Source organism: Tenacibaculum sp. MEBiC06402, from assembly GCF_049239625.1.
Taxonomy (GTDB): domain Bacteria; phylum Bacteroidota; class Bacteroidia; order Flavobacteriales; family Flavobacteriaceae; genus Polaribacter.
This window is the reverse complement of sequence record NZ_JBMKKT010000089.1, coordinates 268,205-294,904: the sequence shown is the minus strand read 5'-3', so window position 1 is coordinate 294,904 and position 26,700 is coordinate 268,205. Positions and strand designations below refer to the sequence as shown.

Sequence of the window (26,700 nt, the reverse complement as noted above, 5' to 3'; positions counted from 1 at the left end):
AACATGAAAAATCTTGTACCTTACCTTGTTTTCTCAGGAAATTGCTTAGAAGCTTTAACTTTTTATACTGATGTTTTTCAGGGAGAAATTATCTCTACAACTACTTTTAAAAATGCTCCAATGCCCGTTCCATCTGAAGTAGAGCATCGTGTTTTTGATTCTGAATTTAAAGCTGAAGGAGTCCATTTTAAAGCTTCTGACGATTTACCTAACCATATGGTTACAAAAGGTACTAATATGTCCTTATTTGTGTCTTTTTCGAATAAAAAAGAAAGAAAAGATGTCTTTGATAAACTAGCAAAACAGGGAAAAGTATTATTCCCTTTAGACGATAATTTCGGAATGGTAAAAGATCAGTTCAACATTCAATGGATGTTAGTTAATGGAAAGTAAGTATACCGAAACCATAAAAACTTGGAATAAAGTAGCCAAATTGTATGAAGATAAATTTATGGATTTGGAACTTTATAACGATTCTTATCAAAAGTTTTGTGAATTACTTATTAACGAAAAACCTTCTGTTCTCGAGATTGGCTGTGGTCCTGGAAACATCACCAAACAACTTCTTAATTTAAAACCTCAGCTTTCAATATTAGCAACTGACGTCTCTGAAAATATGGTTGCCTTAGCAAAAAAGAACAATCCAACTACCAGAACTCAACTTCTTGATATTCCAAGTTTATCCGATTTAAATGAATCTTTTGACGATATCATTTGTGGTTTTACAATACCATATCTATCAAAAGATGACTTAGAAAAATTATGGAATGAATTCTACTTCAAACTCAATAAAAAAGGAATCATATACCTAAGTTTTGTTGACGGAGATTATACAAATTCAGGTTTTCAAACTAGTAGTTCCGGAGATAGGGTTTATTTTCACTATTACAAACCTAAGTTTATATCTCAACTATTAGTAAATCATAACTTCGTACTTCTTAAAGAACTATCTATTCAATATAAAAAATCAGATGGCGCCATAGAAATACATTCCATCCTTATAGCGCAAAAAGCATCGTAAGCTCTCCTTACTTTTTACTTATTTATAGGGATAAAACAAACCTCTTTTTACTAGTAATTTTGAACAACACTTGTTTCTGTTCTAATTCATTTTTTATCAATCTAAATTATGTTACAACATTAATCAACGTAACTCTTTAATGGAAAGAGCCTCTATTGAATGCGGACTAAAAACAAGTGAGTAATCATTAAAACTAACTTTAAATTTCAAAACGATGAAAGCCAAAATTTTAATTATTATCAGCGTAGTATGTTTTCTTCAAAGTTGCATAAAAAGTTCGCATTCAGAAAACCTGAGTTCTGAAAAAATTCAAAAAATAAAAGAATCAGAAGAATTTAATAGTTTATCTGAATCTGAAAAAAACCTTGTTTCTATGGATTTACAATCTTTAGAAACTAAGGAAAAGGTATCGAAAGAAAAAGCAGTTGATGCTTGGTATAATACCAAATGTAGAAGAGACGGGCGAGTTTGTTGTAGTCGATGCACAGCCAATGGTGATCCTAATAGATGTGCAAAAACACGTTTTTCTAATTGCAGTGTTTGTGGACATAGCAGAGGAAGTCACTATGCTCAAAGAAGGTAATATTTATTTGAAAATTGAGTATTACAATCAGTTACTTTACTAATGATTAAGAAACATTAATCAATTGTAATGCTCAATTTATACTTCAATTATATTTCTCCCATACCCAAAACAAAGCCATTTATACACTAATACACAAGTGTTAGGGTATTTTTTGATAAAACAAGAAGTGTTTTTAAGAACTTTAATGTGAATAATTAACCTCACATAAAATGGAAACACTAACTCTGAACAAAAAACACGAACCAGTTGTAACCTCTTTACAAGAACTTTTAGCAGATGATCCTGCAATGGCTGCTGCTTTAACTGCATCTTTGAATGTTGCTGTTGCTGCTGCTAAGAAAAATTTAAACTCAGATTTGTACAACGCAATTAACAATGAGTTTAAAGGAAACGGATGGCCAACTTCAATTAATGCGTATTTGGATTATTTAGATTTATATGTGAGAATGGTACCAAATGAACGTAACGATCCTGAATATCCTAATGCTTGGAAAAGTAATAATCAGCAAAATGGATACAATCAAAAGGTATATGATTTATTATGTCAATCTTATTGGTTAATTGATCAAAAAATTCCTGGTACAAATACCACGATGCAAAGCTTTGAAAAATTTGCAGCTTGGTTGGTAGATTTTGCTCAAGCTTGGGGAAGATTTTTAGACACACCAGCTTCTCTGACTAAGGAAAGTTTACACTCCTTTAAATATGATAGAATGTACAACTTCCCTTTATATGCTAAAAACGAAGCATCTTGGAAAACATTCAATCAATTCTTCTTTAGAGAATTTAACGATGCTGATCCTGATAGAGGAATTAGTCCTTTACGTCCTATCACTGCGCCACACGATAACAAAGTTGTTGTTTCTCCTGCAGATTGTACGTACAAGCAATTTTATCCAATCGATCAAGAAGGAAATGTAATTGGTCTTGAAGGAGATAAAAAACAATTAAAATTAAAAGGGACGCATACCATTGGAACCATTAGTGACTTATTACAAGATAGTCCATACGAAAACGACTTTAATGGTGGAACTTTCGTTCATTATTTCTTAAGTCCGTTTGATTATCACCGATTCCATACACCAGTTGCTGGAAAAGTTTTAGAAATAAGACCAATTGAAGGAAAAGTGTATTTAAATGTAGAATTAAAACCAGACGGACAATGGGACGCTCCAGATGGTGCTGGAGATGGTTATGAGTTTACACAAGCAAGAGGTTTAATAGTTATGGATGCTGGACCAGAAGTTGGTAAAGTTGCCATTCTACCTATTGGAATGTGCCAAGTTTCAGGTGTAAATATGTACGAAAATTTACAAGATGAGACTGTGGTAAAAGGTCAAGAATTTGGTAAGTTTAGATTCGGAGGTTCTGATATAATCATGTTATTCCAAAATCCACCAAAAGATCTTTACATGTATAAATACAGTCCTGGTCAAGAGCCAATTCATTTTCAATACGGACAAGCTTCGGTATTGTTTGATAAATAAAAAAACCTGTTCTCTTTAATCAATTATAAGCCTTCAAATATTTGATGGCTTATTTCTTTCATTCCATATTAAACCACATTTATGACTAAAAACATTTCGGTTATGAATTTCTTAACAAATAAACCCTTGTTTCTTAATAAATTTGATATATAATCAAACTTTAAAACAATGAAAACAAGAATCTTAACTCTGTATATCATCGTGCTATCAACTATATCATACGCACAACATGTTCCAAGTTTCAAAATCAAGGACAACCCTACGTTTGGTATGAAAGCAGAACCAAATAATAGTATTGAAAACGGAAAAAAAACATTCAATTACTATTTGACCTTAACCATGATTGAGAAATTAAAGCTCGAAAAAAAAGAAAAGAAATTCGATTCTATTAGCAAAAATGCGCTAATACAATTACATAATGAGGTAATTGGTGCTGTAAATCTCTCATCTGAACAAATAGATGCTTACGAAAAGCAATTAAAAAGCGCTCAAGATTCTTTAGCAATAATACAACCTAAACTTGATACCTTATCGAACAAATATCAAATGGAAGAATTGCAATTAAAGAAAGCTTCAATTCTAAGTTTTAATGCAAAAAGAGCTCGAGCATTTTTTGATATTTTACACGATAACCAAGGGAAGCGATTTAGTGTACTAAATAATACAGGCTTTACTATTGGAAATAACTCTGGATCTATTTATTCAGAATTGGTAAGTGGAAACCTTTCTGTTTTACGTGTAAGCTTGGGCGCTATGATTTCGAGTAGTTCTTCTGATAACCAAGATAATGCTCAGCAAGAAGAAGCTTATCAAAGATTAGTTTCAAATGGAGGAAATACAGTGTTAAATATTCAATATCCACTAGCATATATTCACTCAAGTAATAATCAATTTAATTTTATTTCGAGATTACAAGCAAAAGGAACTGCCGATTTTCCTGAATTCGGAACTACAACAGATGATTTTGCTGGAAGTGCTTCTTTTGGAATCGATTTTTATGCAGATGCTGCTTTAACAAATAATCAATTGCGTTTTTTTGGAACATTTAATTATAATCAGGTTTTTGGTACTGGAGAATTTTCAAAAAACTTGGGAATAGATAATTCTAATTTCACCTTTGGCCAACTAACTTTAGGATTGGTTTTTAATAATATTAAACTTTCATTTATTGTTGCTACCCTAAGTTCAGAGAGTAGTTTAGAAAACAAAAGTGTAGTAGCAGGAGGGCAGGTATTGCATTAATTACAAACAAAAAAACATAAATTATCAATTCGGTGAATGTACTTTACCGAATTGATGATTTAAATCTAAAGTTCTTCTTTATTCAAACTCAATTCTTTTACTAAAAAATCGAAACAAAGTTCTTCTAATCTTTTACCGTTTACTGTCGCATTCCAAGCACTGTGAGGTTGATTTTGTAATGGATAAAATTCATAATTTACTCCAGAATTGATATAGTTACCCCGCAATTTTTCAGCTTCAGCAAAATCTACTATAGCATCATTAGTTCCGTGGATAATAATAATAGGCGCATCATTGGCCCCGAAACGTTGTTTCCCATACAAATCATTTATCAAACTAGCTGTAACTCCACTTCCCCAAAAATCTAAAATTGCTCTAACTTTTACATCTTCTGTTGCATTAGTAGTTGTCAAAGTTGGATCTGTTGCTACCGAAATTTCGCTGTAATAATCCTCTGCTTCTGTTACACCTAACATAATTGCTGAAACTGCGCCGGCAGAGCCACCGCCAACTGAAACATAGTTAGAGTTTATTTTATAAGTTCCTAAGTTTGCAAATACCCAACGTAATGCTGCTTTTGCATCTCTACTTGCAGGATATAACGCATATGCTTGGTCTTTGTCAGCCACATTATTTGCATTCTCAATGTAGTTTACCCATTCTTGTGGAACCGTTCCTAAGTCATTTTGTAATCGATAATTAATCGAAAAAGCAACCCATCCTCGCGCCGCAAAATAATTGGCTAAGTAGGTCATTGAACCTGATTCTTTAGAACCTGATTTAAATCCACCACCATGAATAAGCATAATTGCAGGTCGATTATCTGATGAGTTTTTGGGAACGTATGCATCTAAAGTTAATTGCTTTACAACTGAATTCTGACTATTAATGCTTTCATGACTTAATCCTTCTGCATAAACAATATCTTTAGTAATCTCAACTTCATAAGTTGCTTCAGTTGTAATAATAGGGGCATTATTTTCCTGATTAGGAGTTTCATTAGTTTTAGATGAACTGCAGGCAGCTGAGAGTGCAACAAAAGTTAAAATGTATAGTAGTTTTTTCATGATTCGAATTTATAAAATTAAGACTTTAAAAGAGGGTAAAGGTTTAACGTGGAACATTTTAGCTTGAATATAGTTAAATTAAACACCACTAAATGTGACTTTTTAAAGTTTTATTCATCTAAAAATATAGAAGAATCGTAAATTTATAAGAACAAAAAAAATAAAGAATTATGTCTATATCTGATTTATATTCAAGCGGAAAACACAAACAAGAAATTGGACATTTTGCAAGTGTAGTAAAAATGGCTCTTATTGATAATACTATTACTGAAGGAGAACAAAAACTGTTAGATAGAACAGCAAAGAATTTAAACATAAGTGAAGAAGAATATAAAACTATTCTTAAAAACCCAAGTGCTTATCCATTAAATCCACCTGTTGGATACGATGAAAGTATTGAACGTTTATATCGTTTAACAAAAATGATATTTGCTGATGACGAAGTTAGCAAGGATCAGGTTATTCTTATGAGAAAAATTGCCACTGCCTTAAGCTTTCCTATGGATAATGTTGAAAAAGTATGTGATGAGGCTATCCATTTGGTTATGAATGATAATGATTTAGATGATTTCACCGAAGCAATCAAGAAAGTAAACGAAATATAAAAGACAATAAAATAAAATTTTACTAGTTTAGTACTTTAACTAATTCCCCTAATTATGGTTTTAAGAAGAACTATTCTAGTTTTATTTTTACTGTTTTTTTCATCAAAAATAATAGCGCAAGTTCAAGAGCAAAGTAGCCAATGGCAGTTTGGTCTTGGTTTTGGTATTGCTAAGTTTTCGGATGCAGACGCTGATTATATTGGTGATAAATATTTATTTCAAATTCCAAGATTAAACTTAACGATTCCAATCTCAGATAAGCTTTCTGTAGACGGGGCAATGTCTTTTAATACGTTTGATGTTGGTTTTATCAGTAATAATGTAAAGTATTTCTCTATGGATGGGTCTTTACGTTACAACTTCAAAGATTTAATAGACAAATTTGAACCATACGTTTTTATAGGTGGAAGCTTAGTTGACTCGGAAAGAAAAATGACCCCAACAATGAATATTGGAGCAGGAGCCACGTATTGGGTTACCGACAACATTGGTTTAAATGGTCAAGTTTATTACAAGCATTCTTTAGAAATATATGAAAGTATGCGATCGCATATTCAATTGACAGGGTCTATTGTTTTTGCTTTCGACGGATTATTCGGAAGTGCTGGTGGTGGAGTTAGTAGAAGAAAATCGTTGACTGGTGGTGCATGTTTTCATAATCCAAATGATTAGAAACTGTAAAGTAAACCATTTGTTAATACATATTGTTCCTTCGGAATTCCAATTACCGGAAACTCATCATATTGATAGGTAAAATTTGTAGTAAATCTTAAATTTTTAAATACTTCAAGAGCAATTGTAGTTTGGCTTGAAACTCTAAAATCTGAAAACATACTAAATCTTGGTTGAAAGTAGGTAGTACTAACAATCGAGATATTATTTTTAGGAGCTAAGCTCATTGAAAAATAAGAACTACTTCTCCAATGTCTATTATTTTCTTCTACTGTTGAAATTATATCTTCATGCTCATACATTACTAAACTACCCAAATAAAACTTGTAATCCTCGTTTTTAGACAATTTAAAGCGTAAGCCAGTTCCAATTAGACCTCTGAATCGAATTGCCGATATTTCATCGTTCTGAGACTGTAAAAATGCCTCCAGAGCGATTTTTTCATGAAATCTATAGTTATATCTGAAATGCTGAGCGCTTTTATTTACAAATTTATTAGAATTTGCTTCTCTAAAATCTAAATCATTTACAAATAACCATAAGTGCTTTTGTGTTTTATATTGAATACGAGTTCTATTCGAAATTCCAAAAATGGTGTTCTTATTTTTGATTAAATGTAAATCTAATCTCGTAAAACCAGACCAACCAATAGTGTCGGTAACTCGGCGTAAATTCTCAACATTAATTATTTGAGATTGAACTACGAATGGTAAAAATACTAGAGCAATAAAAATATACTTTCTCATGCTTTTTATTAACTTATTTTATGAAATGCTTGATAAAACTCTTCTTTTAATTGATTGATTTGCTCGGAACTGTACTTTCTTGAAAAGTGCACTGGAATTGCTTTTTTTACCTGAGCCTTTCTTGTAATTTTTCCTGATTGCTCCGCATAACTATGAAAATTTTTCAAAGCTAACTCTTTATCCTCATTCAAATAAAACGACTCAATCAAAACCGTTTCGCACAATTTGAAATGCGCTTCAATTTTATCGTGATTTTCTTTGCTTGGTGAATGATCCATAATAATTCCAACTGTATCACCTTTTTGAACCTCCAATAAATAAAACAAGTCTTTGGCAAGGTATGAGGTTTCTCCTACAACAATGTCAGTATTAAATTCTTGTTTTTCAAAAGCATCTTTTAATTCTTTTACCCATTTTCCTGGTTTGAAAGTAGCTTTACTTAAATCAATTTTTATCTTTTCTTTTTCCTCAAATTTATAAGCAACTGTGGGAATTTTATGATTCAATAATACAGCCGAAACTTCAAAGTCATCATTCTTATAAATAAACTCACTTCTTACCTCTGATTGCTTTTTCAATTCCCAAAGTGGAGGTTGAAATTCGAAAACCTCATATTCATTTTCAGATTTCAACTCGCGAACCTCATAAATAATAGACTTTTCTTCGATAAGGTTCCACGTATAACCTAATAACTTTGCTTGTACTTGTTTTGAGATTCCTTCTGGACCACAGATAATTACGCGTCTTTCAATTCCTATTTGATGACGAATAATATTATCAAAATTTATGAAGTGATCTATATGTGTGTGGCTGATAAAAACAGCCTTCGTGTTTTGTATTTCCTTTACGGATAATCCACTAGCTTCTCCACAATCGCACAAATAGTTCCACGTGTGATTATCCTTTTGAATTAGAATAGAAATATCTTCATCTTGCGAACTCTTAACTGTAGCCGTAAACATGTTTTCTTTTTCTTGGTTTCATTACAAAGAAACAAAAAATAAAGCGCTACTAAGAAATTCTCAGTAGCGCGTAATATATTTTCATTTTCAATTGAACTTAACCTAAGTTCGAAATTGCATTTTTTATTCTCTCGATGGTCGTTTCTTTACCAATCATTGTCATAATTTCAAATAAATCTGGACCAGCCAATTTTCCAACTAAGCTTAATCTTAAAGGCTGCATAACTTTACCAAAACCAATTTCTTTAGAAGTAATCCATCCTTTAATTTCAGTTTGTGCGTTTTCAATGGAAAAATCTTCAATTCCCTCAATCACAGAAACTAATTCCGTCATTAATTCTCCGGTATTTTCTTTCCATTGTTTCTTAGCCGCTTTTTCGTCGTAAGTTGTTGGATTCGTGAAGAAGAAATTAGACAATTCTGTTAAATCATTTACAAAATTTGCTCTTTCTTTAACTAAAGTAACCACTTTTATAATGTAATCTTTATCAGCTTCAACTCCATTTTTAGTAAGGATTGGTAAGAATAAATCTGTTAATTCTTCAGCTGATTTTTGTTGTAAATATTGTTGATTGAACCATTTTGCTTTGTCCGGACTAAACTTCGCTCCAGATTTACTTACTCTAGATAAATCAAATGCTTGCGTCAATTCTTCTAATGAGAATAATTCCTGCTCAGTACCAGGATTCCAACCTAATAAAGCTAATAAGTTTACAAAAGCTTCAGGGAAATATCCATCTTCTTTGTATCCACGTGAAACATCACCTGATTTTTCATTTGTATATTCCAATGGAAATACTGGAAATCCTAATTTATCCCCATCTCGTTTACTTAACTTTCCTTTACCAACTGGTTTTAAAATCAGTGATAAATGCGCAAATTTCGGCGCTTCCCAATCAAAAGCTTTGTAAAGTAACGTGTGCAATGGGAGAGAAGGTAGCCACTCTTCACCACGAATTACGTGTGAAATTTTCATTAAATGGTCATCTACGATGTTCGCCAAATGATATGTTGGCATTCCATCAGATTTAAATAAAACCTTATCATCCAACGTGTTAGTATCAATTTTAATAGTTCCACGAACTTCATCTTCTAAAATTAAAGTCTCATCTTGTGGAGTTTTAAAACGAACTACATATTTATCACCATTATCAATTCTTTCCTGAACTTCTTCTTTAGATAAAACCAATGAGTTAACTAACTTTCCTTTTTCGCGATTGTGCCAATTATAAATGAATGTTTTACCATTTGCCTCGTGATCTTTTCTATGTGCGTCTAACTCTTCAGCTGTATCAAACGCGTAATAAGCCCAACCATTTTCTAATAATTGGTCAGCGTATTGTTTGTATAAATGTTTTCTTTCCGATTGTCTGTAAGGTCCGTACTTTTCATTCTTTCCTGGTCCTTCATCAAAAGGAATATTACACCATTCTAAAGAATCGATGATATACTGTTCCGCATTAGCAACATAACGAGTTTGGTCGGTATCTTCAATACGTAACACAAAAGTTCCGTTGTGTTTTTTTGCAAATAAGTAGTTGTACAAAGCGGTTCTAACGCCTCCCATATGTAATGGTCCTGTTGGACTTGGTGCAAAACGCACTCTAACATTTTCAGACATTTCTAATTTTTTAAAGCGCAAAGATAGTTTTAAAACATTAAGAAAAAAACAGAAAGTAGGGCACAAAAAAAAGGTTTCTTGTGAAACCTTTTTAGATTTATTTAGGACAATTAATAATTAGAGCTTGTAATATAACCCTAATGATAATGCTGGAGATTTAGCTACGTTTCGCCCGTCGAATGCTCCCCCGAAACCGGCATTAACTCCAAAATTTTTATCGAATTCACCAATGAGCTTTACACCAAATGCAGCATAACTCTGATTATTAACGTATAAACCTGTTAATCTATTGTTTCGAGGATCAATAAAATCTCCATTTTGAAAAGATGCGACTCCATCTAAGAAACCAGCAACCCACAACCAATCCAATGCTTTATATCCTGCTTCACCACCAAGTTTAAATGCTGAACTATATTCATTTGTTCGAATATCAACTCCTGTAAACGCTTGTATATACCAGTCATTAAATCCACGACCAAGAATAATCGTTGGTGTAAATGTCCATGCATCATAACCAGTTCGTAAACCAGAATCGTCTTCATAAGTTCCAGTATTTGCTTCAACCAGTAATTGACCAGAAATCAACCATTTTTTATTATAAAAATTATGCTTTATTCCTACTTGTACATTACCTAAAGCGGTTTGTGAATCTTCCGTTGTAAATGGAGTAATTGTTGGGCTTGTAACTTCATTACTTGCAACCATTTTAAGAGGTAAATTGGCAATTAATGTTGTTTTATCTGATAATCCAAATTCTCCATAAAATTGTAAAGTATTGTCGTTGATCTTTCGTTCCGTATTGTATTCAGGATTTCCGAAAAGGGTAGAATAAGAAGGTATCGTTGTAAAGCTTAACTGTACGTAAGATTTTCCTTTTTTCTGGGTCCAAGGACTTTGTGAATAAGCGACTAATGAAACTGATAACAGTAAAAGGCAGGCTAGTTTTTTCATGTTTTTAATATTTCAGACTTAGTTTAATTAAAAAAGCAATCCTTACAAAAAAATGTAATTTTTTACAAAAAAACCATCCTTTTAAGGATGGTTCTATTTTTCTCTACATTATAAAAAGAGTTTCTAATGGAAAGAACCAATACAGCATTTACCTTGACGTAACGTTCCTATAGATGACTGTCCTTCCGGTGATGCAATTGAACAAGGTCCACCTTCTTCAAATCCAACAATTCCATCTAAAGGGCTTCCTGGATAATGATCATGACAACCTGTAATTAAGCAGTTTGAGCTTCCCCAGATTCCTCCGGTAATGTTTTTTTGATCTTTTTTTGATAAAACTTTAGTACTTGAAATGTTTAAGAATTTGGTTTTTATAATTTTTAGATTTTTATGATTAAACGATATTCGGGGTTGACTAAAAATAGCCAATATTTGTTTTAAAGGAACGAATTAGCTGTTTTTTAGCTAAGTTTTAACAATGCCTAATTCTTTTTAAAAAGAAACTGACTATTTCAAGTAGTTTTTATTACTTAATTTTACAGTAGAAGGCATTCATTATGAGTAATTTTTCTTTAATAGAGCAAAAACTTCAACAATTCAGTAAGAAGTTTTATACAAACGAACTAATAAAAGGTAGTATTCTATTTACTTCACTGGGTCTATTGTATTTATTAATTACACTATTTATCGAGTACTTTTTGTGGTTACGACCTACAGCCCGTACAATTTTGTTCTGGCTTTTTGTTATTGTTGAATTCACATTACTAGTGCGATTCATATTATTCCCGTTATCGAAATTATTTGGCTTAAGAGCAGGGATTTCGAAAGAAAAAGCATCTAAAATAATTGGTAATCACTTTCCTGAAGTTAAAGATAAACTACTGAATATCATTCAGTTAAAAGAAAATAAAACTCAATCAGAACTTCTTGCAGCAAGTATTGAACAAAAAGCAAATCAATTAGAACCAATTCCTTTTTCTAAAGCAATTAATTTCTCAGTTAACGTTAAATATTTAAAATATTTAGCGATTCCTCTACTCATTTGGGCAATTATTCTTTTCTCCGGAAATTCAAATAAAATTAACCAAAGTTTTGATAGGGTAGTCAATCACAGTATAGCATATCAGCCACCAGCTCCTTTCAGTTTTCATTTAACAGTTCCTAAATTAGAGGTAATTCAAGGAAAATCAATTACAGTTTACATCGAAACCAAAGGTGAAATTATTCCGGAAGAAGTAAAAATTAACTACAACAACGAAGAATATTATCTAGAAAATAACGGGGGTGGCCTTTTCTCTTACACTTTTGAGGAAGTAAAAGATCCTATAGAATTTTATGTTGAAGCAAACTCAATTACTTCAGGAAATTATCAAATTGATATTATTAAGACTCCAAATATTCAAAACATAAGCCTTTCATTAAACTATCCAAAGTATGTAAGTAAAAAAAATGAAGTGCTTCCGAACGCTACAAATATTACTGTTCCACAAGGAACAATTGTTAAATGGACTGTTAAAACAACTCAAACTAAAGAAGTTAAGTATATTCTAGATAACAAAAATCCTGTTTTATTCATTCAAGATAGTATAGATAAGTTCAGTTACAATAAACAGATATTACGAAATACAAATTACGCAATTAGTACTTCTAATGACGCTTTAAAAGATTATGAAAAACTCCAGTTCTCCATAAATACCATTCGTGATGAAGCTCCAACTATTTCAGTAAAATCGAATATTGACAGTATTTCAAGAGGACCTGCATATTTTGCTGGACAAATTGGCGATGACTATGGTTTTACCAAGCTAGAAATGATTTATTACGATATTCAAAATCCTACAAAGCAAGAAATTAAAAAAATTTCCATAACTAAAGAAAATGTGCAGAGTTTCTTCACATCATTTCCAAACGACATTCAACTAATAGAAGGTATAGAATATGAGATATATTTTAAAATTTATGATAATGACGGTATCAATGGTTCCAAAAACGCAGTAAGTAGAAAGTTTTCGTATCGTAAAAAAACTGAGGAGGAAATTGAGAACGAATTATTACAGGAGCAACAAAATTATTTGGAGAACATCCAAAACTCAATTGATAACCAAGAAAAGAATAAACAAGAATTAGAGAAAATTCAGTTTGATCTTCAAAATAAGAAGAAAATGAACTGGAATGATCAAAAGAAAATTGAAAATCTCATCAAACGTCAGGAGCAATATAAAAAAATGATGGAGCGTCAAACAGATAAACTTCAGGAAAGTTTCTCTGAGAAAAAAGAAAAAAATGAAAGCTTACAAAAGAAAAAAGAACAACTTCAAAAACGAATAGAAGAATTAAAGAAGTTGGAGAAACAAAAGAAGCTTCTTGATGAAATCAAAAAAATGGCTGAAAAACTTCAGAAAGAGGATTTATTAAAAAAGAGTAAGGAACTGGCACAACAAAATAAACAACAAGAAAAGAGTTTAGAACGAGTATTAGAATTAGCAAAGCGTTATTATGTTGAACAAAAAATGAATCAGATCTCCGATAAACTTGATAAACTTTCGAAAAAACAAGAAAATCTAACTGATAATAAAGAAGAAAAAAATAACGAGAAGAATGATTCAACTCAGCAAAAAGTAAAAGACAAGGAAAATAAAGAACTGCAAGAAAAACAAAATAAAATAAAAAAAGAATTTGACGATATTAAAAAAGATATTGATGATTTAAAAAAGGAAAATGAAAAACTAAAAGAACCTATGGAGATTCCGAAAATGGAGGAATTGCAAAAGGAAACTGATAATGAACTTAAGAATGCAGAAGAAAATTTAAAGAAGAACGACAAAGACAGTGCAAAACAAAATCAAAAAAAAGCATCTCAAAAAATGCAAGAAATGAGCAAAAAGATGCAACAATCTATGCAAATGATGAGTAGTGCCATGCAAGAAGAAAACATGGAAGACTTAAGAAGTGTTGTTGAAAATTTGATAACATTTTCATTTGACCAAGAAAAACTCATGGACTGGTATTCTAAATCTAGTTCATCTCATCCAGAGTTCGGAGAAAAAATTCGTAAACAAAATCAATTAAAAACATATTTTGAACATATCGATGATAGTCTGTATGTTTTATCAATGAGAGTTCCAGAGATTAGTTCAGAAATACAAGAGCATTTAGCTACTGCACATTACAATCTTGATTTGAGTTTAGAAAATTTTTCTGAAAGCAGATTTAGAAGAGGAACTTCAAATCAACGTTATGTTATGACCGCTAGTAATGAGCTCGTAAATATGTTGAGTAATACTTTAGATGCAATGCAAAATCCTCAACCTGGAAGTGGTTCAGGAAAAGGTAAAAAAGGTGAGTCATTTAGTTTACCAGATATTATTCAAAAACAAAAAGGATTATCTGAACAAATGAAACAAGGCATGCAACAGAAAGGCCAAGAAGGAAAACCAAATAATGGTAAAGATGGAAAGGAAGGAAAAAAAGATGGTAAACAAGGACAAAAAGGAGAAGGTAATCCTAATGAAGATTTAGATGGAGATCTCTATCAAATATATAAAGAACAGTCAAAATTAAGACAAGAACTAGAGAATGCAATCAAAGAAGGCGGTTTAAAAGATGGCAATGCTAAGAAAGCTTTAAAAGAAATGGAGCAATTAGAGAATGAAATTTTAGAACGTGGTTTTAATCAAAACACCTTACAAAGAATGCAAAGATTAAACTACGAATTATTAAAATTAGATAAAGCAACATTTGAACAGGGCAAAGAAAAGAAAAGAAAATCAAATACTAATATTATTGAATACAACAGAAATCGTGCAAAGGAAATTGAATTTAAAAAGCTTTACTATAATCAGAATGAAATATTGAACCGACAATCATTACCTTTGCGCAAAGATTACAAAAAGAAAGTTCAAGAATATTTTAATAATCAAAACGAAACAAAAAAATAATGATTGCTTTTAATTACGAAACTGATTTCACTATAGATAATGAAGAAGAGTTACAAAAATGGATTACTAGTTGCGCAGAAGAAGATGGATTTGAAATTGGAGAAATAAATTATATTTTCTGTGACGACGCCTATTTACATAAAATAAATGTAGAATTTTTACAGCACGACACACTTACAGATATCATTAGTTTTGATTACACTCTTGGAAAATTAATTGGAGGTGATATTTTTATTTCAATTCCTAGGGTAGAGGAAAATGCTAAAACATTTAACGTCTCTTTCAAAGAAGAATTACATCGAGTAATGATTCATGGTGTTTTACACTATATGGGATTTAAAGATAAGACCGATGACGAAAAACAATTAATGAGAGACAAAGAAAATAGTTGTTTAAAAACCGTAAATTTGTAGTCTGTTCCACGTGGAACAGACTTTTTTATTTTATATAAACAGTACTTATAACAATGAGTTTATTCACAACAACGTATGATGTCATCGTAGTAGGAGGAGGACACGCAGGAAGTGAGGCAGCAGCAGCCAGTGCCAACATGGGCGCAAAAACGTTATTGATTACAATGAATTTGCAAAACATTGCTCAAATGAGTTGTAACCCTGCTATGGGTGGAATAGCAAAAGGACAAATCGTTAGAGAAATTGACGCCCTTGGTGGATATAGTGGAATTGTAACTGATAAAACTGCAATCCAGTTTAAGATGTTAAATAAATCAAAAGGACCAGCAATGTGGAGTCCAAGAGCACAATCTGATAGAATGCAGTTCGCAGAGTGTTGGAGAACAATGTTGGAACAAACAGAGAATTTAGATTTTTATCAAGACTCTGTTAATGGTCTTATATTTGACGGAAATAAAATCACCGGAGTTAAAACAAACCTAGGATTAACAATTAAAGCTAAGACTGTAATTGTAACAGCAGGTACATTTTTAAATGGTTTAATTCATATCGGTGAAAAAACATTTGGTGGTGGTAGAGCAGGAGAAGGAGCATCAACTGGTATTACAGAAGATTTAGTAGAAAAAGGTTTCGAATCAGGTCGAATGAAAACAGGAACTCCACCAAGAGTCGATGGAAGATCTTTAGATTATAGCCAAATGACCGAACAACCAGGTGATGACAATCCTGAGAAATTTTCATACTTACCAATCACTCGACCACTAACTCAACAACGTTCTTGTTATTTAACATACACGAATCAAACAACTCATGATTTATTGAGAGAAGGTTTTGATCGCTCACCTATGTTTAATGGAAGAATCAAGTCTACAGGTCCGAGATATTGTCCATCAGTCGAAGATAAAATTAATCGTTTCGCTGAAAAAGATAGACATCAAATTTTTGTTGAACCAGAAGGTTGGAATACTGTAGAGATTTATGTTAATGGCTTCTCAACATCGCTACCTGAAGATATTCAAGATAAAGCAATACGTTCAATTCCTGGATTTGAGAATGTAAAATTCTTTAGATATGGTTACGCCATTGAATATGATTATTTTCCACCAACTCAATTAACACATTCCCTAGAAACTAAATTAATTGAAAACTTATTCTTCGCTGGTCAGATAAATGGAACTACCGGATATGAAGAAGCAGCTGCACAAGGTTTAATGGCCGGAATAAATGCTGCATTAAAAACACAGAATAGAGAACCATTTATATTAAAGAGAAGTGAAGCGTATATTGGAGTCCTAATAGATGATCTAATTACAAAAGGAACAGAAGAACCATATCGAATGTTTACTTCTAGAGCTGAGTATAGAACACTCCTTCGTCAAGATAATGCTGATTTAAGATTAACACCAAAATCTTTTAAACTAGGATTAGCATCTAAAGAACGAATGGAAAGAGTAGAAGCAAAGAAGAAAAATACTGAATCACTAATAGAGTATTTAAAAAATTTAAGTGTATCAAAAGAAGAAATCAACCCTGTACTAACGAGTAAAAATCTTACACCTATTTCTCAATCTATGAAATTATACAAGATTGCCGCAAGACCTCAATTAGTATTCAATGATTTATTATCTATTGAAAAACTAAACAATTATATCTACACAAACAATATCGATAATGAAATTATAGAACAAGTAGAAATTCATTTAAAATATTCAGGATATATCGAGAAAGAAAAGAGTAACGCCGATAAATTAAACAGATTGGAAAATGTTCCAATTCCATCTAATTTCGATTATACAAAGGTGAAATCTCTTTCATATGAAGCAAGAGAAAAACTTACAAAAATAAAACCTACGAGTATTTCACAAGCAAGTAGAATAAGTGGAGTTTCTCCAAGTGATGTCTCCGTTCTACTAGTTTATATGGGTAGATAAAATGACTATAAAAAAAACGTTCCATGTGGAACGTTTTTTTTATTTTCACCACTAAATTACCAAATGTTCCACGAGGAACATATTTAAATAATAATCTAATTGTTCCATGTGGAACATAAATTAACAAGAACTTGATTACGCAAGAAAATATAATAACTAACTCATCCGAATATATAATAACCGAGGATTATTCATTAACAGGAGAGAAGTTTCAATTGAAAAAGAACTCTGAATATGACATGTTAATTACAAATCCAATTCCTGATAATTTAGATAAATATTACGAATTTGATGAGTATATTTCTCATACCGATAGTACGAAATCTGTCATAGATAAAGTGTATCAAATTGTAAGAAACTTTACTCTCAAGAAAAAACTTAAACTTGTTAATTCATTAGTATCTGATTCAAAAAAAATATTAGATATTGGATGTGGTACAGGTGACTTTTTATCTGTTTGCCAAAATAATTCTTGGACCACAATTGGTGTTGAACCAAATAAAAAAGCTCGTGATATAGCTCAAACTAAAAACTTAGTTATAAAAGAAAAATTAGATGACATTGTCCAATTAAATGAAAACTTTGATATTATCACTTTATGGCATGTATTGGAACATGTTCCAAACTTAACAGAATATATTGAACAATTAAAAAATCTTCTGAACGATGATGGAACTCTTCTTATTGCAGTTCCAAACTTTAAAAGTTACGATGCAAAATATTATAAAGAGCATTGGGCAGCTTACGACGTACCAAGACACATTTGGCATTTTTCTAAAATCTCAATTCAAAAAATATTTGCATCATATAATCTAAAGCTCATTAAAACAATTCCAATGAAATTCGATTCATTTTATGTTTCATTACTTTCTGAAAAATATAAATCAGGTAAAATGAATCCTTTAAAAGCATTTTTTGTCGGTTTAACATCTAATAGAAAAGCAAAACAGACAAAAGAATACTCTTCCCATATATATTTACTTAAAAAAGCAATTTAATAAGGTATAATTAATTTATATCAAAAAGATATAATATCTACTTACTAAAAAAATAAAACCCTTTAAAACGTCGATTTTAAAGGGTTTTGAAATAAGATAAATTTATAAATTATAATTTTATTATATATTTTATTTATTTAGTAAATACACGCCAAAAATCGCTATCATAAAATAAACTGCTAATGTCATCGCTCCTGCATAATCTTTTGCCAAACGTTGACCTACTAATAAAAATATTAAACATAGAGCAGATAACTCTACACCCAATAATGCCAAATTAGTTTGATCAGTTGTTGCTAATTGAAATACTCCAACAAACATTAAAGCACCAGCCATTAATTCTAAAATAAGAATTACAGCCAATAACGGTGATACCATATTTTTCAATGGCGAACTTTTAAAGTGATCTTTAATAAAAGATAAATTTCCATTCCAATCTGTCACCTTATCAATACCTGATTGCAGAAAAGTAACAATTAAAAAAAGTAATAATAAAATTTCAGTTACGTGCTTTTGTATAAGTTCCATATAGTTGATTTAGTTTTAGTAAAATTAGTACTATTTGTAACAAATTAAAAAAATTGCGTCATATAAGTAACTATTAAAGTATATTTATATACAAATCAACATTAAAAAAATTAAACTATGTATTTATTACCATTAGCTATTTTCATTGGGGTAATCCTTTTGATTTCGGCATTCTTTATCGTAAAACAACAAACAGCAGCTGTAATTGAACGTTTCGGACGATTTCACAGTATTAGACACTCAGGGCTGCAATTAAAAATACCATTAGTAGACAGAATTGCTGGTAAATTGAGTTTGAAAATTCAACAGTTAGATGTCATCGTTGAAACAAAAACTTTAGATGATGTATTTGTTCGTTTAAAAGTTTCTGTTCAGTATAAAGTTATTAGAGATAAAGTGTATGAAGCATTTTACAAATTAGATTATCCACATGATCAAATTACAAGTTACGTATTTGACGTTGTTCGTGCGGAAGTACCAAAAATGAAATTAGATGACGTATTCGTTAAAAAAGATGATATCGCTATAGCTGTAAAAGCAGAATTAAATGATGCTATGATGGAATATGGTTATGATATTATTAAAACACTTGTAACAGACATTGATCCTGATGCTCAAGTAAAAGCCGCAATGAACCGTATTAACGCCTCTGAACGTGAGAAAATCGCTGCTCAATATGAAGGAGATGCACAACGTATTTTAATCGTAGAAAAGGCAAAAGCAGAAGCTGAAAGTAAACGATTACAAGGACAAGGTATTGCTGATCAAAGAAGAGAGATTGCAAGAGGTTTAGAAGAATCTGTAGAAGTTTTAAATAAAGTAGGTATCAACAGTCAAGAAGCTTCAGCATTAATAGTTGTAACGCAACATTATGATACTTTACAAGCAATTGGTGAGGAAACGAATAGTAACTTAATCTTACTTCCTAATTCACCTCAAGCTGGTAGCGACATGTTAAATAATATGGTTGCTTCATTTACGGCAAGTAATCAAATTGGTGAAGCTATGAAAGAAGCTAGAAACAAAAAGAATAATGAAGATAAATAGTATTCTTCATTACTTTATAAAAATAAAAAAACCGAGTAGTTTACTCGGTTTTTTTATTTATTCTTTTTTATCAGATGAATCTTCTTTGGTTGCATCTTTAAACTCTTTAATACCTGAACCTAATCCTTTCATTAATTCCGGTATTTTCTTACCACCAAATAATAAAAGTACTACTACTAATACAATTAATATCTGATATCCTCCTGGTATTCCTAAAAATATAGTTAATGCATTCATGTTTCAATAATTTGAGCTACAAAGATAGGAAAAACTTTAGTTTCGTTCTTCAACTGTACCACCAATAACCTTTTTTTCTGTAAAAAATTCTGGTTGCCCTTTATATAAAATAGTTCCTCCAAAAGTTACTTTAGCCTTTAAAGTTTCTCCAGCTAATATTTCAGCTTTCGATCCAGAACCTGCTTTTACATTCGTTACGTTCTCCGTTTCTAGGTTATATCCGTGATAAGTAGCACCTAGATCTAGCTTAATATCTTCATTTTTCGTCTTTCCGCTAAGTTTAATAACTCCACCTGAAGAAGATTTCACACTTAAATGCTTCGTATTAACAACCATGTTAACAAATGCACCTTCTTGAGCTTTTACTTCAATATGACCTTGTTCGATACTTTTACATGTTAAAGTAACACCCTCATTTGCATCAATAACAGAAATATCCTTATTGAAATATAAAACCACTTTTACTTTTCCATCAGCAGTAGTTTCAGGAAAACGCATCATAATCTTTAAGGTTTTTCCACCTTCTTTAACTTTAACCTTTTCTGCTTTTTCTCCAGTAATAATTAACTCCTGCTTATCAGACTGAATTAATTCTATATCGATACCATTGTAAACTTTTAATGTTTCAAAATCTCTTACTGATCTCTCAATTCTTTGTGCCGAACTAACAATAGTAAAAAACAAGATTGATATATAAATAAATCGTTTCATTCTAGATGGTTATATTAATTAAGTATTAACTAATAAATAAATTAAAAAGTATTTTAATAATGTTAAAATTACGAGTTGCGCTCTATTAGTACAAAATCTAAATGCTTACGCTCTAAATCCGTGTGTTTAACTTTTACAGTTACGTAGTCACCCAACTGAATCATAGCGTTCGTTGCTTGACCAATAACCGCATATTGTTTTTCATCGAATATGTAATAGTCATCTTTAATATCTCTAATTCTCACCATTCCTTCGCATTTATTAGCAAGTATCTCAACATAAATTCCCCATTCGGTTACTCCCGAAACAACACCTTCAAACTCTTCATCTTTATGGTCTTGCATAAACTTAACCTGCATATATTTAATAGAATCACGTTCTGCTTTTGCAGCCAATTCTTCCATCTTAGATGAATGTTTACATCGCTCTTCATATACTTCAACTTTTGGTGAATTTCCACCATCAAGATAATGCTGTAATAATCGATGTGTCATTACATCCGGATAACGACGAATTGGAGAAGTAAAATGACTATAATAATCAAATGCCAAACCATAATGACCAATATTCTGAGTAGTATATTCAGCTTTACTCATTGATCGTATAGCTAAAGTTTCTACCATATTAGCCTCTCCTTTACCGTGAACATCTTCTAATAATTTATTCAACGACTCTGAAGTAGATTCTCTAGTTTGTGTATCTATTTTGTAACCAAACTTGCTTATGATATTTTGAAGAGCAGCTAACTTTTCAACATCTGGTTCATCATGAACACGATAAATAAATGTCTTTTTAGTTGGTCTTCCACCTTTTGCTCGTCCAATAAATTCTGCAACCTTTCTATTAGCTAATAACATAAATTCTTCAATTAATTTATTAGCGTCTTTAGATTCTTTAAAATACACTCCAATAGGATTCGCTTCTTCATCTAAATTAAATCGTACTTCAACTTTATCAAAAGAAATAGCTCCAGCTTTCATACGTTTCTTACGCATTTTCTTAGCTAGTTCATCCATCTTTAAAATAGCCTGAACAATATCATCAGAAACTTCATATTCTTCTCCAGAAAGCGATACTTCACTTGGAATTACACTCTCTTTAGTTTCGATGATGACTTGCGCTTCTTCATAAGCAAAACGTTTATCAGAATAGGTTACAGTTCTTCCAAACCATTGATTTATAATGTTCGCTTTTTCATCCATTTCAAAAACTGCAGAAAATGTTAACTTCTCCTCATTCGGACGTAAAGAACACACTCCATTTGAAAGCATTTCTGGTAACATTGGAACAACTCTATCTACTAAATAAACAGAAGTCGCTCTATCATAAGCTTCATCATCTAAAATAGTTTTTGGTTGTACATAATGGGAAACATCAGCAATATGAATTCCGATTTCATAATTACCATTTTCTAATACTTTAAAAGACAATGCATCATCAAAATCTTTAGCTGTAATCGGATCAATTGTAAAAGTTAAGTCAGCTCTCATGTCTCTTCTTTTACTAATCTCTTCTTCTGTAATTTCTATTGGTAACTTCTTTGCTTCCTTCTCAACTTCCTCTGGAAATTCATAAGGTAAACCATACTCTAATAAAATAGAATGAATCTCAGTATCGTGTTCTCCAGGTCTCCCTAAACTCTCAACTATTTTACCAAAAGGATTTTTGGAGTTATCTGGCCAGTCTGTCATTTTTGCCAACACCTTATCACCATCTTTTGCTCCATTAATTTTTCCTCTGGAAATAAAAATATCAGCGTACATTTTTGGATTATCAGGTACAACAAAACCAAAGTTTTTACTCATTTGTAACGTACCAACAAACTCTTGTTTTGCTCTTTCTATGATTTCAACAACATCTGCCTCTAGTTTTTCAGACTTTCTTTTGTTATAAACATAAACACGAACTAAGTCGTTTTGTAAGGCTTTATTTAAGTTAACTGATGGTACAAAAATATCATCATCAAAATCTTCACAAATAAAATATCCATTACCGTTACTGGTTAAATCCATTGTTCCGATATGATATTTACGCTCTTCGTTTATTTTATACTTTCCTTTTTCTACTTGAACAATTTTATTATTAGCAGCTAATTCTCCCATCTTTTTAATAATCTGATTTTTACCATCAGTATCATTAATTCCATATCTATCTGCTATTTGTTTATAAGTAAAGCCTTTAGTTGCATCTTCATTTAGTACTTTAAAAATCTTACGAGTTAGATCTTTAATTACTTTTCCTTTTTTCTTATATATTTTCTTTTTTCTTGGCATAAAAAACTTGTTTGTTTTACAGGAAGCAAATTACAAAGAAATAAATTGATTCAATTTTTCTTAAAAAAAACTTAAAGAAAATGTAACATCTCTTAAAATTACTCGTCTTTACTATATACAAGCAATTACTTAACTTTGAAAAACTTACGCAAAATAATCATCTTATTCTTATTCATATTCCTAGCAGGAATAGTGATTACGGCCGTGAGTATTAACACTACACTCAACCAAAAACAGCCTTCAAAAAACTTGAAGACAAAACAGGATACTGTTTACTTACTAAAAAAGACTAAAAAATTAGCTTAGTTAAAAATTAGACTTCAAAAAGAAACGTTCGCACTTTTTTACAGTTATCAACACTTTATATTATTATATATTTTCTTCTTTAAAATTTAAAAAAAGAAATGTTGGTTATAATAGTGTGTTAATTTGTGGAATTGTTTTTTGTTTTCAAATTTTGATTTTTGACTTATTAAATATAATGAACAAATTATCCTTATAAATATGTATTGAAAATCAACTATTAAATAAGGTTATTAACAATTTTTATTAACAAGAGTTCACGTAATTTTATGGAAAGTTAATTTAATGTTCATTGTAAATAAATTGTAAATTTTATGTTGATAAATGTTCATTAAAAACTCAAAAAAAAAGTTGCATAATTCACCTACTCCGCTGTATTGAAAAAAAAACAAGAAATCGCAAATATTCTTTTTAGAATCTTATGATTAGTTCTTAACAATTTAGAAATATAGGTTAATAGTTTCGTTTGTAGTTATTTATGCTACTTTTCAAAAAAACGATTGTTAATTACTGTTGATAACCGTTAATAACTGTATTTTTGTGACCAATAACACAACACAAATCAACACATTATGACAATTGCGATAGGAAATGACCACGCTGGAACTGAATATAAGTTCGAAATCATTAAAATTTTAGAAGAGTTAGGTCATGAAGTAATCAATTTTGGAACGGATGATTCTAATAGTATGGATTATCCAGATACTATTCACCCAACAGCTGATGCAGTAGAATCAGGAAAAGCTTCTTTAGGTATTATTTTATGTGGAAGCGGTAATGGTGCTCAGATGACAGCTAATAAACATCAAGGAATTAGAGCTGCTTTATGTTGGAATAATGAATTAGTTGCTTTATCAAGACAACATAATAACGCAAATATTTTAACCATTCCAGCTCGCTTTGTTTCTTTACAACAAGCTATAGGTTTTGTAAAGATTTTCCTTTCAACAGAATTTGAAGGAGGTCGTCACCAAAATAGAGTTTCTAAAATTGCTTGTTCATAACACATGGAATTTATAGTTAAATCTTTTGATCAACTAACTACTTCAGAATTGTATGCAATTTTGCAATTACGTTCTGAAGTGTTTGTTGTTGAGCAAGATTGTGTGTATCAAGATATTGATGGAAAAGACCAAAAAGCATTACATGTTTTAGGATTTAAAAACAGTCAGCTAATTGCATACACGCGTTTATTTAAGCCTGCTGATTATTACGAACTTGCGAGTATAGGAAGGGTTATTGTAAAACAGAATGAACGTAAATATGGCTACGGTCATGATTTGATTCGTTTTTCAATTGATACAGTTGAAAAAGAGTTTTCAACAAAAACAATTAAGATTGGTGCACAAACCTATTTGAGGAAGTTTTACGAATCACATGGTTTTAAAAAAGTTGGTGAAGATTACATAGAAGACGGAATTCCACATATTTATATGATAAGAGAATAGTTTTTAAACTATATTCATTAAATCTTTAACTTCCACCACTCCACCAGATTCTAAATCATTTAATAAAACATTTCCAATTCGTACACGAACTAAACGTAAAGTTGGAAAACCAACAGCCGATGTCATTTTACGAACTTGTCGGTATTTTCCCTCTTGTAATGTTATTGAAATCCAAGATGTTGGTCCGTGACGTTCATCTCTAATTTTCATTGATCTATCTGGAAAATTCGGAGTTTCAATAATGTTAACTTTACAAGGTTTGGTCAAATATTTTTCACCTTTAATACCAATTTTAACTCCGTTTTGAAGTTGTTCAATTTCAGTAGCAGTAATGGCTCCATCAACTTGCACATAATATTCTTTTTCTACTTTACCTCTTGTGGTGATAAAATCACTTACTTTTCCGTCGGTTGTTAACAATAATAAACCTTCCGATTTTACATCTAATCTTCCAATTGCCATAGTACCTTCAGGGAAATCATGTAATTCTCCTAACATTTTCTTCCTTCTTTTTGTTTGATTGTTAATAAACTGAGAAAGGAATCCAAAAGGTTTATGAATTATAAAATGACGATGTTCTTTCATTGAAAAAAGTAAGATTACTTCACTAAAAATATGATGCAAGTATATAACTACTTTCTCAATAATGAAAAACTACCCATTTTTGATGTATTATCCTCGAATATTACTTTATACCAATAGGTATTAGAAGGCATTTTTTTTCCATTTGATAATCCATCCCAGCCTAGATTTTTTGGAATAGTAGCTATTAATAATCCAAAACGATTAAATATTTGAATAGATTGAATGGGTATATCGGATTTTATTTTCCAAAAATCATTAATTCCATCCTGATTTGGAGTAAAAAATGTCGGAAAATTTTGATTGATATTAACAGTACAAATGGTCACCTTAAAATTTGTTTCTCTAAAACAATTTGCGTCGTCTGAATCAATATTAAAAATATAGACGGTTTGAGATTCAGAAATCAAATCTCCAGGAAATAATTCATCTCCTTGCCCACCCGATTCTGTATAATATTTACCATGAGTTAAGCTAGGAAGCTCATAAGGTTCACATATTTCAATATTTTCTAAAGTATCGATTTCTGTTCCACATGTTAGATTATAACATTCTCTCTCAGTTTCAACGTAGAAAGAAGTAGCATCTTTATTCGTCCAGTTTGTAGTACTATAAGAAGCATTATCAACAAAAATACATTCTAGGTTGTTATTGGTTAAACTAATACTTTCAATAAGTGAATTATTCTCGTTACGTAAATCTAAAAAAGTTAGACCATTATTATCTAATTCTAGAAATTGTAAATATTCACTTCCGCTTAAATCTAAACTTTGAATTTTATTGTTTTTAATGGTAACAAAAGCTAAGAATGAATTATTGGTAGTATCTAATATTTCTATTTCGTTATCATCTATAAATAAATTTACAAGTAAAGTATTCCAAGAAATATCTAAGGTAGTAAGTTGATTATTTCTACACGACAATGTTTTTAATTTTGTAAGAGAGGAAATATCAATTTCTGTAAGGTTATTATTATTCACTTGTAAGTGTTCCAATCCTCTAAAATCTTCAATTCCTGTTAAATCGGAAATATTAAAATTTAATAGAAATAATTCATTAAGATCTTTAATATTATCAGTTGGTACAAAATCATCTAAAGGTGGAGTATCTAAACCTTTATCTATAAGTACTTGTTCGAAATTATCATCGGGAACATAAGTCATATTTTGAGCGTTTAGTATCGAAACAATAAACAATGATAATATGACTGTTATTTTTTTCACCTCAATAATAATAAGTTATCTAAGATAGGCATTATAAAGCTCATTAGAGCTTTAGTCTCTATAAACACCAAATAATTACAATTCAATTCAATAAAAAGAAATTTTATT

The 26,700-nt window shown here is 30.8% G+C and carries 26 protein-coding genes; 14 read left to right on the top strand and 12 right to left on the bottom strand.

Features of this window, described 5'->3' with window-relative positions:
• Positions 1 to 3: 3 nt before the first annotated feature.
• From ACOSP6_RS06295 to ACOSP6_RS06275, 5 genes are all read left to right on the top strand, one after another.
• A complete protein-coding gene (locus ACOSP6_RS06295) occupies positions 4 to 393 on the top strand; it encodes a VOC family protein (protein ID WP_422094802.1) in 390 nt (129 codons plus the stop codon).
• Positions 383 to 1,021: a class I SAM-dependent DNA methyltransferase gene (locus ACOSP6_RS06290; RefSeq protein WP_422094803.1), complete on the top strand. Its 639-nt coding sequence runs from the start codon at positions 383 to 385 to the stop codon at positions 1,019 to 1,021. Before ACOSP6_RS06295 ends, ACOSP6_RS06290 begins: the two co-directional genes overlap by 11 nt.
• Positions 1,022 to 1,235: 214 nt before the next feature.
• Positions 1,236 to 1,604, top strand: a complete 369-nt coding sequence (locus tag ACOSP6_RS06285; protein WP_422094804.1) for a hypothetical protein — start codon at positions 1,236 to 1,238, stop codon at positions 1,602 to 1,604.
• A 212-nt stretch (positions 1,605 to 1,816) separates the two neighbouring features.
• Positions 1,817 to 3,094: a phosphatidylserine decarboxylase gene (locus ACOSP6_RS06280; protein ID WP_422094805.1), complete on the top strand. Its 1,278-nt coding sequence runs from the start codon at positions 1,817 to 1,819 to the stop codon at positions 3,092 to 3,094.
• Between the two features lie 168 nt (positions 3,095 to 3,262).
• Positions 3,263 to 4,336: a hypothetical protein gene (locus ACOSP6_RS06275; protein ID WP_422094806.1), complete on the top strand. Its 1,074-nt coding sequence runs from the start codon at positions 3,263 to 3,265 to the stop codon at positions 4,334 to 4,336.
• A gap of 65 nt (positions 4,337 to 4,401) precedes the next feature.
• Here ACOSP6_RS06275 and ACOSP6_RS06270 read toward each other — a convergent pair whose 3' ends face one another.
• Positions 4,402 to 5,403, bottom strand: a complete 1,002-nt coding sequence (locus ACOSP6_RS06270) for a carboxylesterase family protein (protein WP_422094807.1) — start codon at positions 5,401 to 5,403, stop codon at positions 4,402 to 4,404.
• Positions 5,404 to 5,573: 170 nt separating this feature from the next.
• Between ACOSP6_RS06270 and ACOSP6_RS06265 the strand changes: the two genes are divergently transcribed.
• The gene (locus tag ACOSP6_RS06265) at positions 5,574 to 6,008 is read left to right on the top strand and encodes a TerB family tellurite resistance protein (protein WP_422094808.1); all 435 of its coding nucleotides are present in this window, start codon (positions 5,574 to 5,576) and stop codon (positions 6,006 to 6,008) included.
• A 54-nt stretch (positions 6,009 to 6,062) separates the two neighbouring features.
• Positions 6,063 to 6,680 (top strand): outer membrane beta-barrel protein, encoded by a 618-nt coding sequence (locus ACOSP6_RS06260; protein WP_422094809.1) that lies wholly within the window; start codon positions 6,063 to 6,065, stop codon positions 6,678 to 6,680.
• Here ACOSP6_RS06260 and ACOSP6_RS06255 read toward each other — a convergent pair.
• The 5 genes from ACOSP6_RS06255 to ACOSP6_RS06235 form a co-directional block, all read right to left on the bottom strand.
• Positions 6,677 to 7,426, bottom strand: a complete 750-nt coding sequence (locus ACOSP6_RS06255; protein WP_422094810.1) for a DUF481 domain-containing protein — start codon at positions 7,424 to 7,426, stop codon at positions 6,677 to 6,679. The genes ACOSP6_RS06260 and ACOSP6_RS06255 overlap by 4 nt on opposite strands.
• 8 nt (positions 7,427 to 7,434) lie before the next feature.
• The gene (locus ACOSP6_RS06250; protein ID WP_422094811.1) at positions 7,435 to 8,388 is read right to left on the bottom strand and encodes a peptidase; all 954 of its coding nucleotides are present in this window, start codon (positions 8,386 to 8,388) and stop codon (positions 7,435 to 7,437) included.
• 97 nt (positions 8,389 to 8,485) lie between these two features.
• Positions 8,486 to 10,009, bottom strand: a complete 1,524-nt coding sequence (gene gltX, locus ACOSP6_RS06245) for a glutamate--tRNA ligase (protein ID WP_422094812.1) — start codon at positions 10,007 to 10,009, stop codon at positions 8,486 to 8,488.
• Positions 10,010 to 10,126: 117 nt separating this feature from the next.
• Complete coding sequence (locus ACOSP6_RS06240; protein WP_422094813.1) at positions 10,127 to 10,960, bottom strand: transporter; 834 nt, start codon at positions 10,958 to 10,960, stop codon at positions 10,127 to 10,129.
• 123 nt (positions 10,961 to 11,083) lie between these two features.
• Positions 11,084 to 11,389 carry a hypothetical protein gene (locus ACOSP6_RS06235; RefSeq protein WP_422094814.1) on the bottom strand — a complete coding sequence of 102 codons (306 nt, stop codon included), beginning with the start codon at positions 11,387 to 11,389 and terminating at the stop codon, positions 11,084 to 11,086.
• Positions 11,390 to 11,517: 128 nt separating this feature from the next.
• Between ACOSP6_RS06235 and ACOSP6_RS06230 the strand changes: the two genes are divergently transcribed.
• From ACOSP6_RS06230 to ACOSP6_RS06215, 4 genes are all read left to right on the top strand, one after another.
• Complete coding sequence (locus ACOSP6_RS06230) at positions 11,518 to 14,898, top strand: DUF4175 family protein (RefSeq protein ID WP_422094815.1); 3,381 nt, start codon at positions 11,518 to 11,520, stop codon at positions 14,896 to 14,898.
• Complete coding sequence (gene ybeY / locus ACOSP6_RS06225) at positions 14,898 to 15,311, top strand: rRNA maturation RNase YbeY (RefSeq protein WP_422094816.1); 414 nt, start codon at positions 14,898 to 14,900, stop codon at positions 15,309 to 15,311. Before ACOSP6_RS06230 ends, ybeY begins: the two co-directional genes overlap by 1 nt.
• Before the next feature lie 53 nt (positions 15,312 to 15,364).
• A complete protein-coding gene (gene mnmG, locus ACOSP6_RS06220; RefSeq protein ID WP_422094817.1) occupies positions 15,365 to 17,242 on the top strand; it encodes a tRNA uridine-5-carboxymethylaminomethyl(34) synthesis enzyme MnmG in 1,878 nt (625 codons plus the stop codon).
• A gap of 131 nt (positions 17,243 to 17,373) precedes the next feature.
• Complete coding sequence (locus ACOSP6_RS06215; RefSeq protein ID WP_422094818.1) at positions 17,374 to 18,240, top strand: class I SAM-dependent methyltransferase; 867 nt, start codon at positions 17,374 to 17,376, stop codon at positions 18,238 to 18,240.
• Positions 18,241 to 18,369: 129 nt separating this feature from the next.
• On the opposite strand, the gene ACOSP6_RS06210 is transcribed toward ACOSP6_RS06215, so the two are convergent.
• On the bottom strand, positions 18,370 to 18,768 hold the full coding sequence (locus ACOSP6_RS06210; RefSeq protein WP_422094819.1) for a DoxX family protein: 399 nt from the start codon (positions 18,766 to 18,768) through the stop codon (positions 18,370 to 18,372).
• A 117-nt stretch (positions 18,769 to 18,885) separates the two neighbouring features.
• Between ACOSP6_RS06210 and ACOSP6_RS06205 the strand changes: the two genes are divergently transcribed.
• The gene (locus ACOSP6_RS06205) at positions 18,886 to 19,815 is read left to right on the top strand and encodes an SPFH domain-containing protein (RefSeq protein WP_422094820.1); all 930 of its coding nucleotides are present in this window, start codon (positions 18,886 to 18,888) and stop codon (positions 19,813 to 19,815) included.
• 57 nt (positions 19,816 to 19,872) lie between these two features.
• Here ACOSP6_RS06205 and tatA read toward each other — a convergent pair whose 3' ends face one another.
• The 3 genes from tatA to rnr all read right to left on the bottom strand — a co-directional run bounded on the left by tatA (position 19,873) and on the right by rnr (position 23,036).
• Complete coding sequence (tatA, locus tag ACOSP6_RS06200; protein WP_422094821.1) at positions 19,873 to 20,052, bottom strand: twin-arginine translocase TatA/TatE family subunit; 180 nt, start codon at positions 20,050 to 20,052, stop codon at positions 19,873 to 19,875.
• A 36-nt stretch (positions 20,053 to 20,088) separates the two neighbouring features.
• Positions 20,089 to 20,763 (bottom strand): head GIN domain-containing protein, encoded by a 675-nt coding sequence (locus tag ACOSP6_RS06195; protein ID WP_422094822.1) that lies wholly within the window; start codon positions 20,761 to 20,763, stop codon positions 20,089 to 20,091.
• 68 nt (positions 20,764 to 20,831) lie between these two features.
• Positions 20,832 to 23,036 (bottom strand): ribonuclease R, encoded by a 2,205-nt coding sequence (rnr, locus tag ACOSP6_RS06190; protein WP_422094823.1) that lies wholly within the window; start codon positions 23,034 to 23,036, stop codon positions 20,832 to 20,834.
• Positions 23,037 to 23,911: 875 nt separating this feature from the next.
• On the opposite strand from rnr, the gene rpiB reads away from it, so the two are divergent.
• Both rpiB and ACOSP6_RS06180 read left to right on the top strand, forming a co-directional pair.
• Positions 23,912 to 24,343, top strand: a complete 432-nt coding sequence (gene rpiB / locus ACOSP6_RS06185; protein ID WP_422094824.1) for a ribose 5-phosphate isomerase B — start codon at positions 23,912 to 23,914, stop codon at positions 24,341 to 24,343.
• Positions 24,344 to 24,346: 3 nt separating this feature from the next.
• A complete protein-coding gene (locus ACOSP6_RS06180) occupies positions 24,347 to 24,787 on the top strand; it encodes a GNAT family N-acetyltransferase (RefSeq protein WP_422094825.1) in 441 nt (146 codons plus the stop codon).
• Positions 24,788 to 24,790: 3 nt separating this feature from the next.
• On the opposite strand, the gene ACOSP6_RS06175 is transcribed toward ACOSP6_RS06180, so the two are convergent.
• Entirely contained in the window at positions 24,791 to 25,372 is a 582-nt protein-coding gene (locus ACOSP6_RS06175; RefSeq protein ID WP_422094826.1) for a pseudouridine synthase, read from the bottom strand.
• 47 nt (positions 25,373 to 25,419) lie between these two features.
• Positions 25,420 to 26,532, bottom strand: coding sequence for a T9SS type B sorting domain-containing protein (locus ACOSP6_RS06170; RefSeq protein WP_422094827.1), 1,113 nt, complete (start codon positions 26,530 to 26,532; stop codon positions 25,420 to 25,422).
• Between the last annotated feature and the right edge of the window lie 168 nt (positions 26,533 to 26,700).

Excerpts from the sequence above, each read along its gene's own strand:
- ACOSP6_RS06295 (WP_422094802.1), top strand. The coding sequence starts at position 4 with ATGAAAAATCTTGTACCTTACCTTGTTTTCTCAGGAAATTGCTTAGAA.
- ACOSP6_RS06290 (WP_422094803.1), top strand. The coding sequence starts at position 383 with ATGGAAAGTAAGTATACCGAAACCATAAAAACTTGGAATAAAGTAGCC.
- ACOSP6_RS06285 (WP_422094804.1), top strand. The coding sequence starts at position 1,236 with ATGAAAGCCAAAATTTTAATTATTATCAGCGTAGTATGTTTTCTTCAA.
- ACOSP6_RS06280 (WP_422094805.1), top strand. The coding sequence starts at position 1,817 with ATGGAAACACTAACTCTGAACAAAAAACACGAACCAGTTGTAACCTCT.
- ACOSP6_RS06275 (WP_422094806.1), top strand. The coding sequence starts at position 3,263 with ATGAAAACAAGAATCTTAACTCTGTATATCATCGTGCTATCAACTATA.
- ACOSP6_RS06270 (WP_422094807.1), bottom strand. The coding sequence starts at position 5,403 with ATGAAAAAACTACTATACATTTTAACTTTTGTTGCACTCTCAGCTGCC.
- ACOSP6_RS06265 (WP_422094808.1), top strand. The coding sequence starts at position 5,574 with ATGTCTATATCTGATTTATATTCAAGCGGAAAACACAAACAAGAAATT.
- ACOSP6_RS06260 (WP_422094809.1), top strand. The coding sequence starts at position 6,063 with ATGGTTTTAAGAAGAACTATTCTAGTTTTATTTTTACTGTTTTTTTCA.
- ACOSP6_RS06255 (WP_422094810.1), bottom strand. The coding sequence starts at position 7,426 with ATGAGAAAGTATATTTTTATTGCTCTAGTATTTTTACCATTCGTAGTT.
- ACOSP6_RS06250 (WP_422094811.1), bottom strand. The coding sequence starts at position 8,388 with ATGTTTACGGCTACAGTTAAGAGTTCGCAAGATGAAGATATTTCTATT.
- gltX (WP_422094812.1), bottom strand. The coding sequence starts at position 10,009 with ATGTCTGAAAATGTTAGAGTGCGTTTTGCACCAAGTCCAACAGGACCA.
- ACOSP6_RS06240 (WP_422094813.1), bottom strand. The coding sequence starts at position 10,960 with ATGAAAAAACTAGCCTGCCTTTTACTGTTATCAGTTTCATTAGTCGCT.
- ACOSP6_RS06230 (WP_422094815.1), top strand. The coding sequence starts at position 11,518 with ATGAGTAATTTTTCTTTAATAGAGCAAAAACTTCAACAATTCAGTAAG.
- ybeY (WP_422094816.1), top strand. The coding sequence starts at position 14,898 with ATGATTGCTTTTAATTACGAAACTGATTTCACTATAGATAATGAAGAA.
- mnmG (WP_422094817.1), top strand. The coding sequence starts at position 15,365 with ATGAGTTTATTCACAACAACGTATGATGTCATCGTAGTAGGAGGAGGA.
- ACOSP6_RS06210 (WP_422094819.1), bottom strand. The coding sequence starts at position 18,768 with ATGGAACTTATACAAAAGCACGTAACTGAAATTTTATTATTACTTTTT.
- ACOSP6_RS06205 (WP_422094820.1), top strand. The coding sequence starts at position 18,886 with ATGTATTTATTACCATTAGCTATTTTCATTGGGGTAATCCTTTTGATT.
- tatA (WP_422094821.1), bottom strand. The coding sequence starts at position 20,052 with ATGAATGCATTAACTATATTTTTAGGAATACCAGGAGGATATCAGATA.
- ACOSP6_RS06195 (WP_422094822.1), bottom strand. The coding sequence starts at position 20,763 with ATGAAACGATTTATTTATATATCAATCTTGTTTTTTACTATTGTTAGT.
- rnr (WP_422094823.1), bottom strand. The coding sequence starts at position 23,036 with ATGCCAAGAAAAAAGAAAATATATAAGAAAAAAGGAAAAGTAATTAAA.
- rpiB (WP_422094824.1), top strand. The coding sequence starts at position 23,912 with ATGACAATTGCGATAGGAAATGACCACGCTGGAACTGAATATAAGTTC.
- ACOSP6_RS06180 (WP_422094825.1), top strand. The coding sequence starts at position 24,347 with ATGGAATTTATAGTTAAATCTTTTGATCAACTAACTACTTCAGAATTG.
- ACOSP6_RS06175 (WP_422094826.1), bottom strand. The coding sequence starts at position 25,372 with ATGAAAGAACATCGTCATTTTATAATTCATAAACCTTTTGGATTCCTT.
- ACOSP6_RS06170 (WP_422094827.1), bottom strand. The coding sequence starts at position 26,532 with ATGACTTATGTTCCCGATGATAATTTCGAACAAGTACTTATAGATAAA.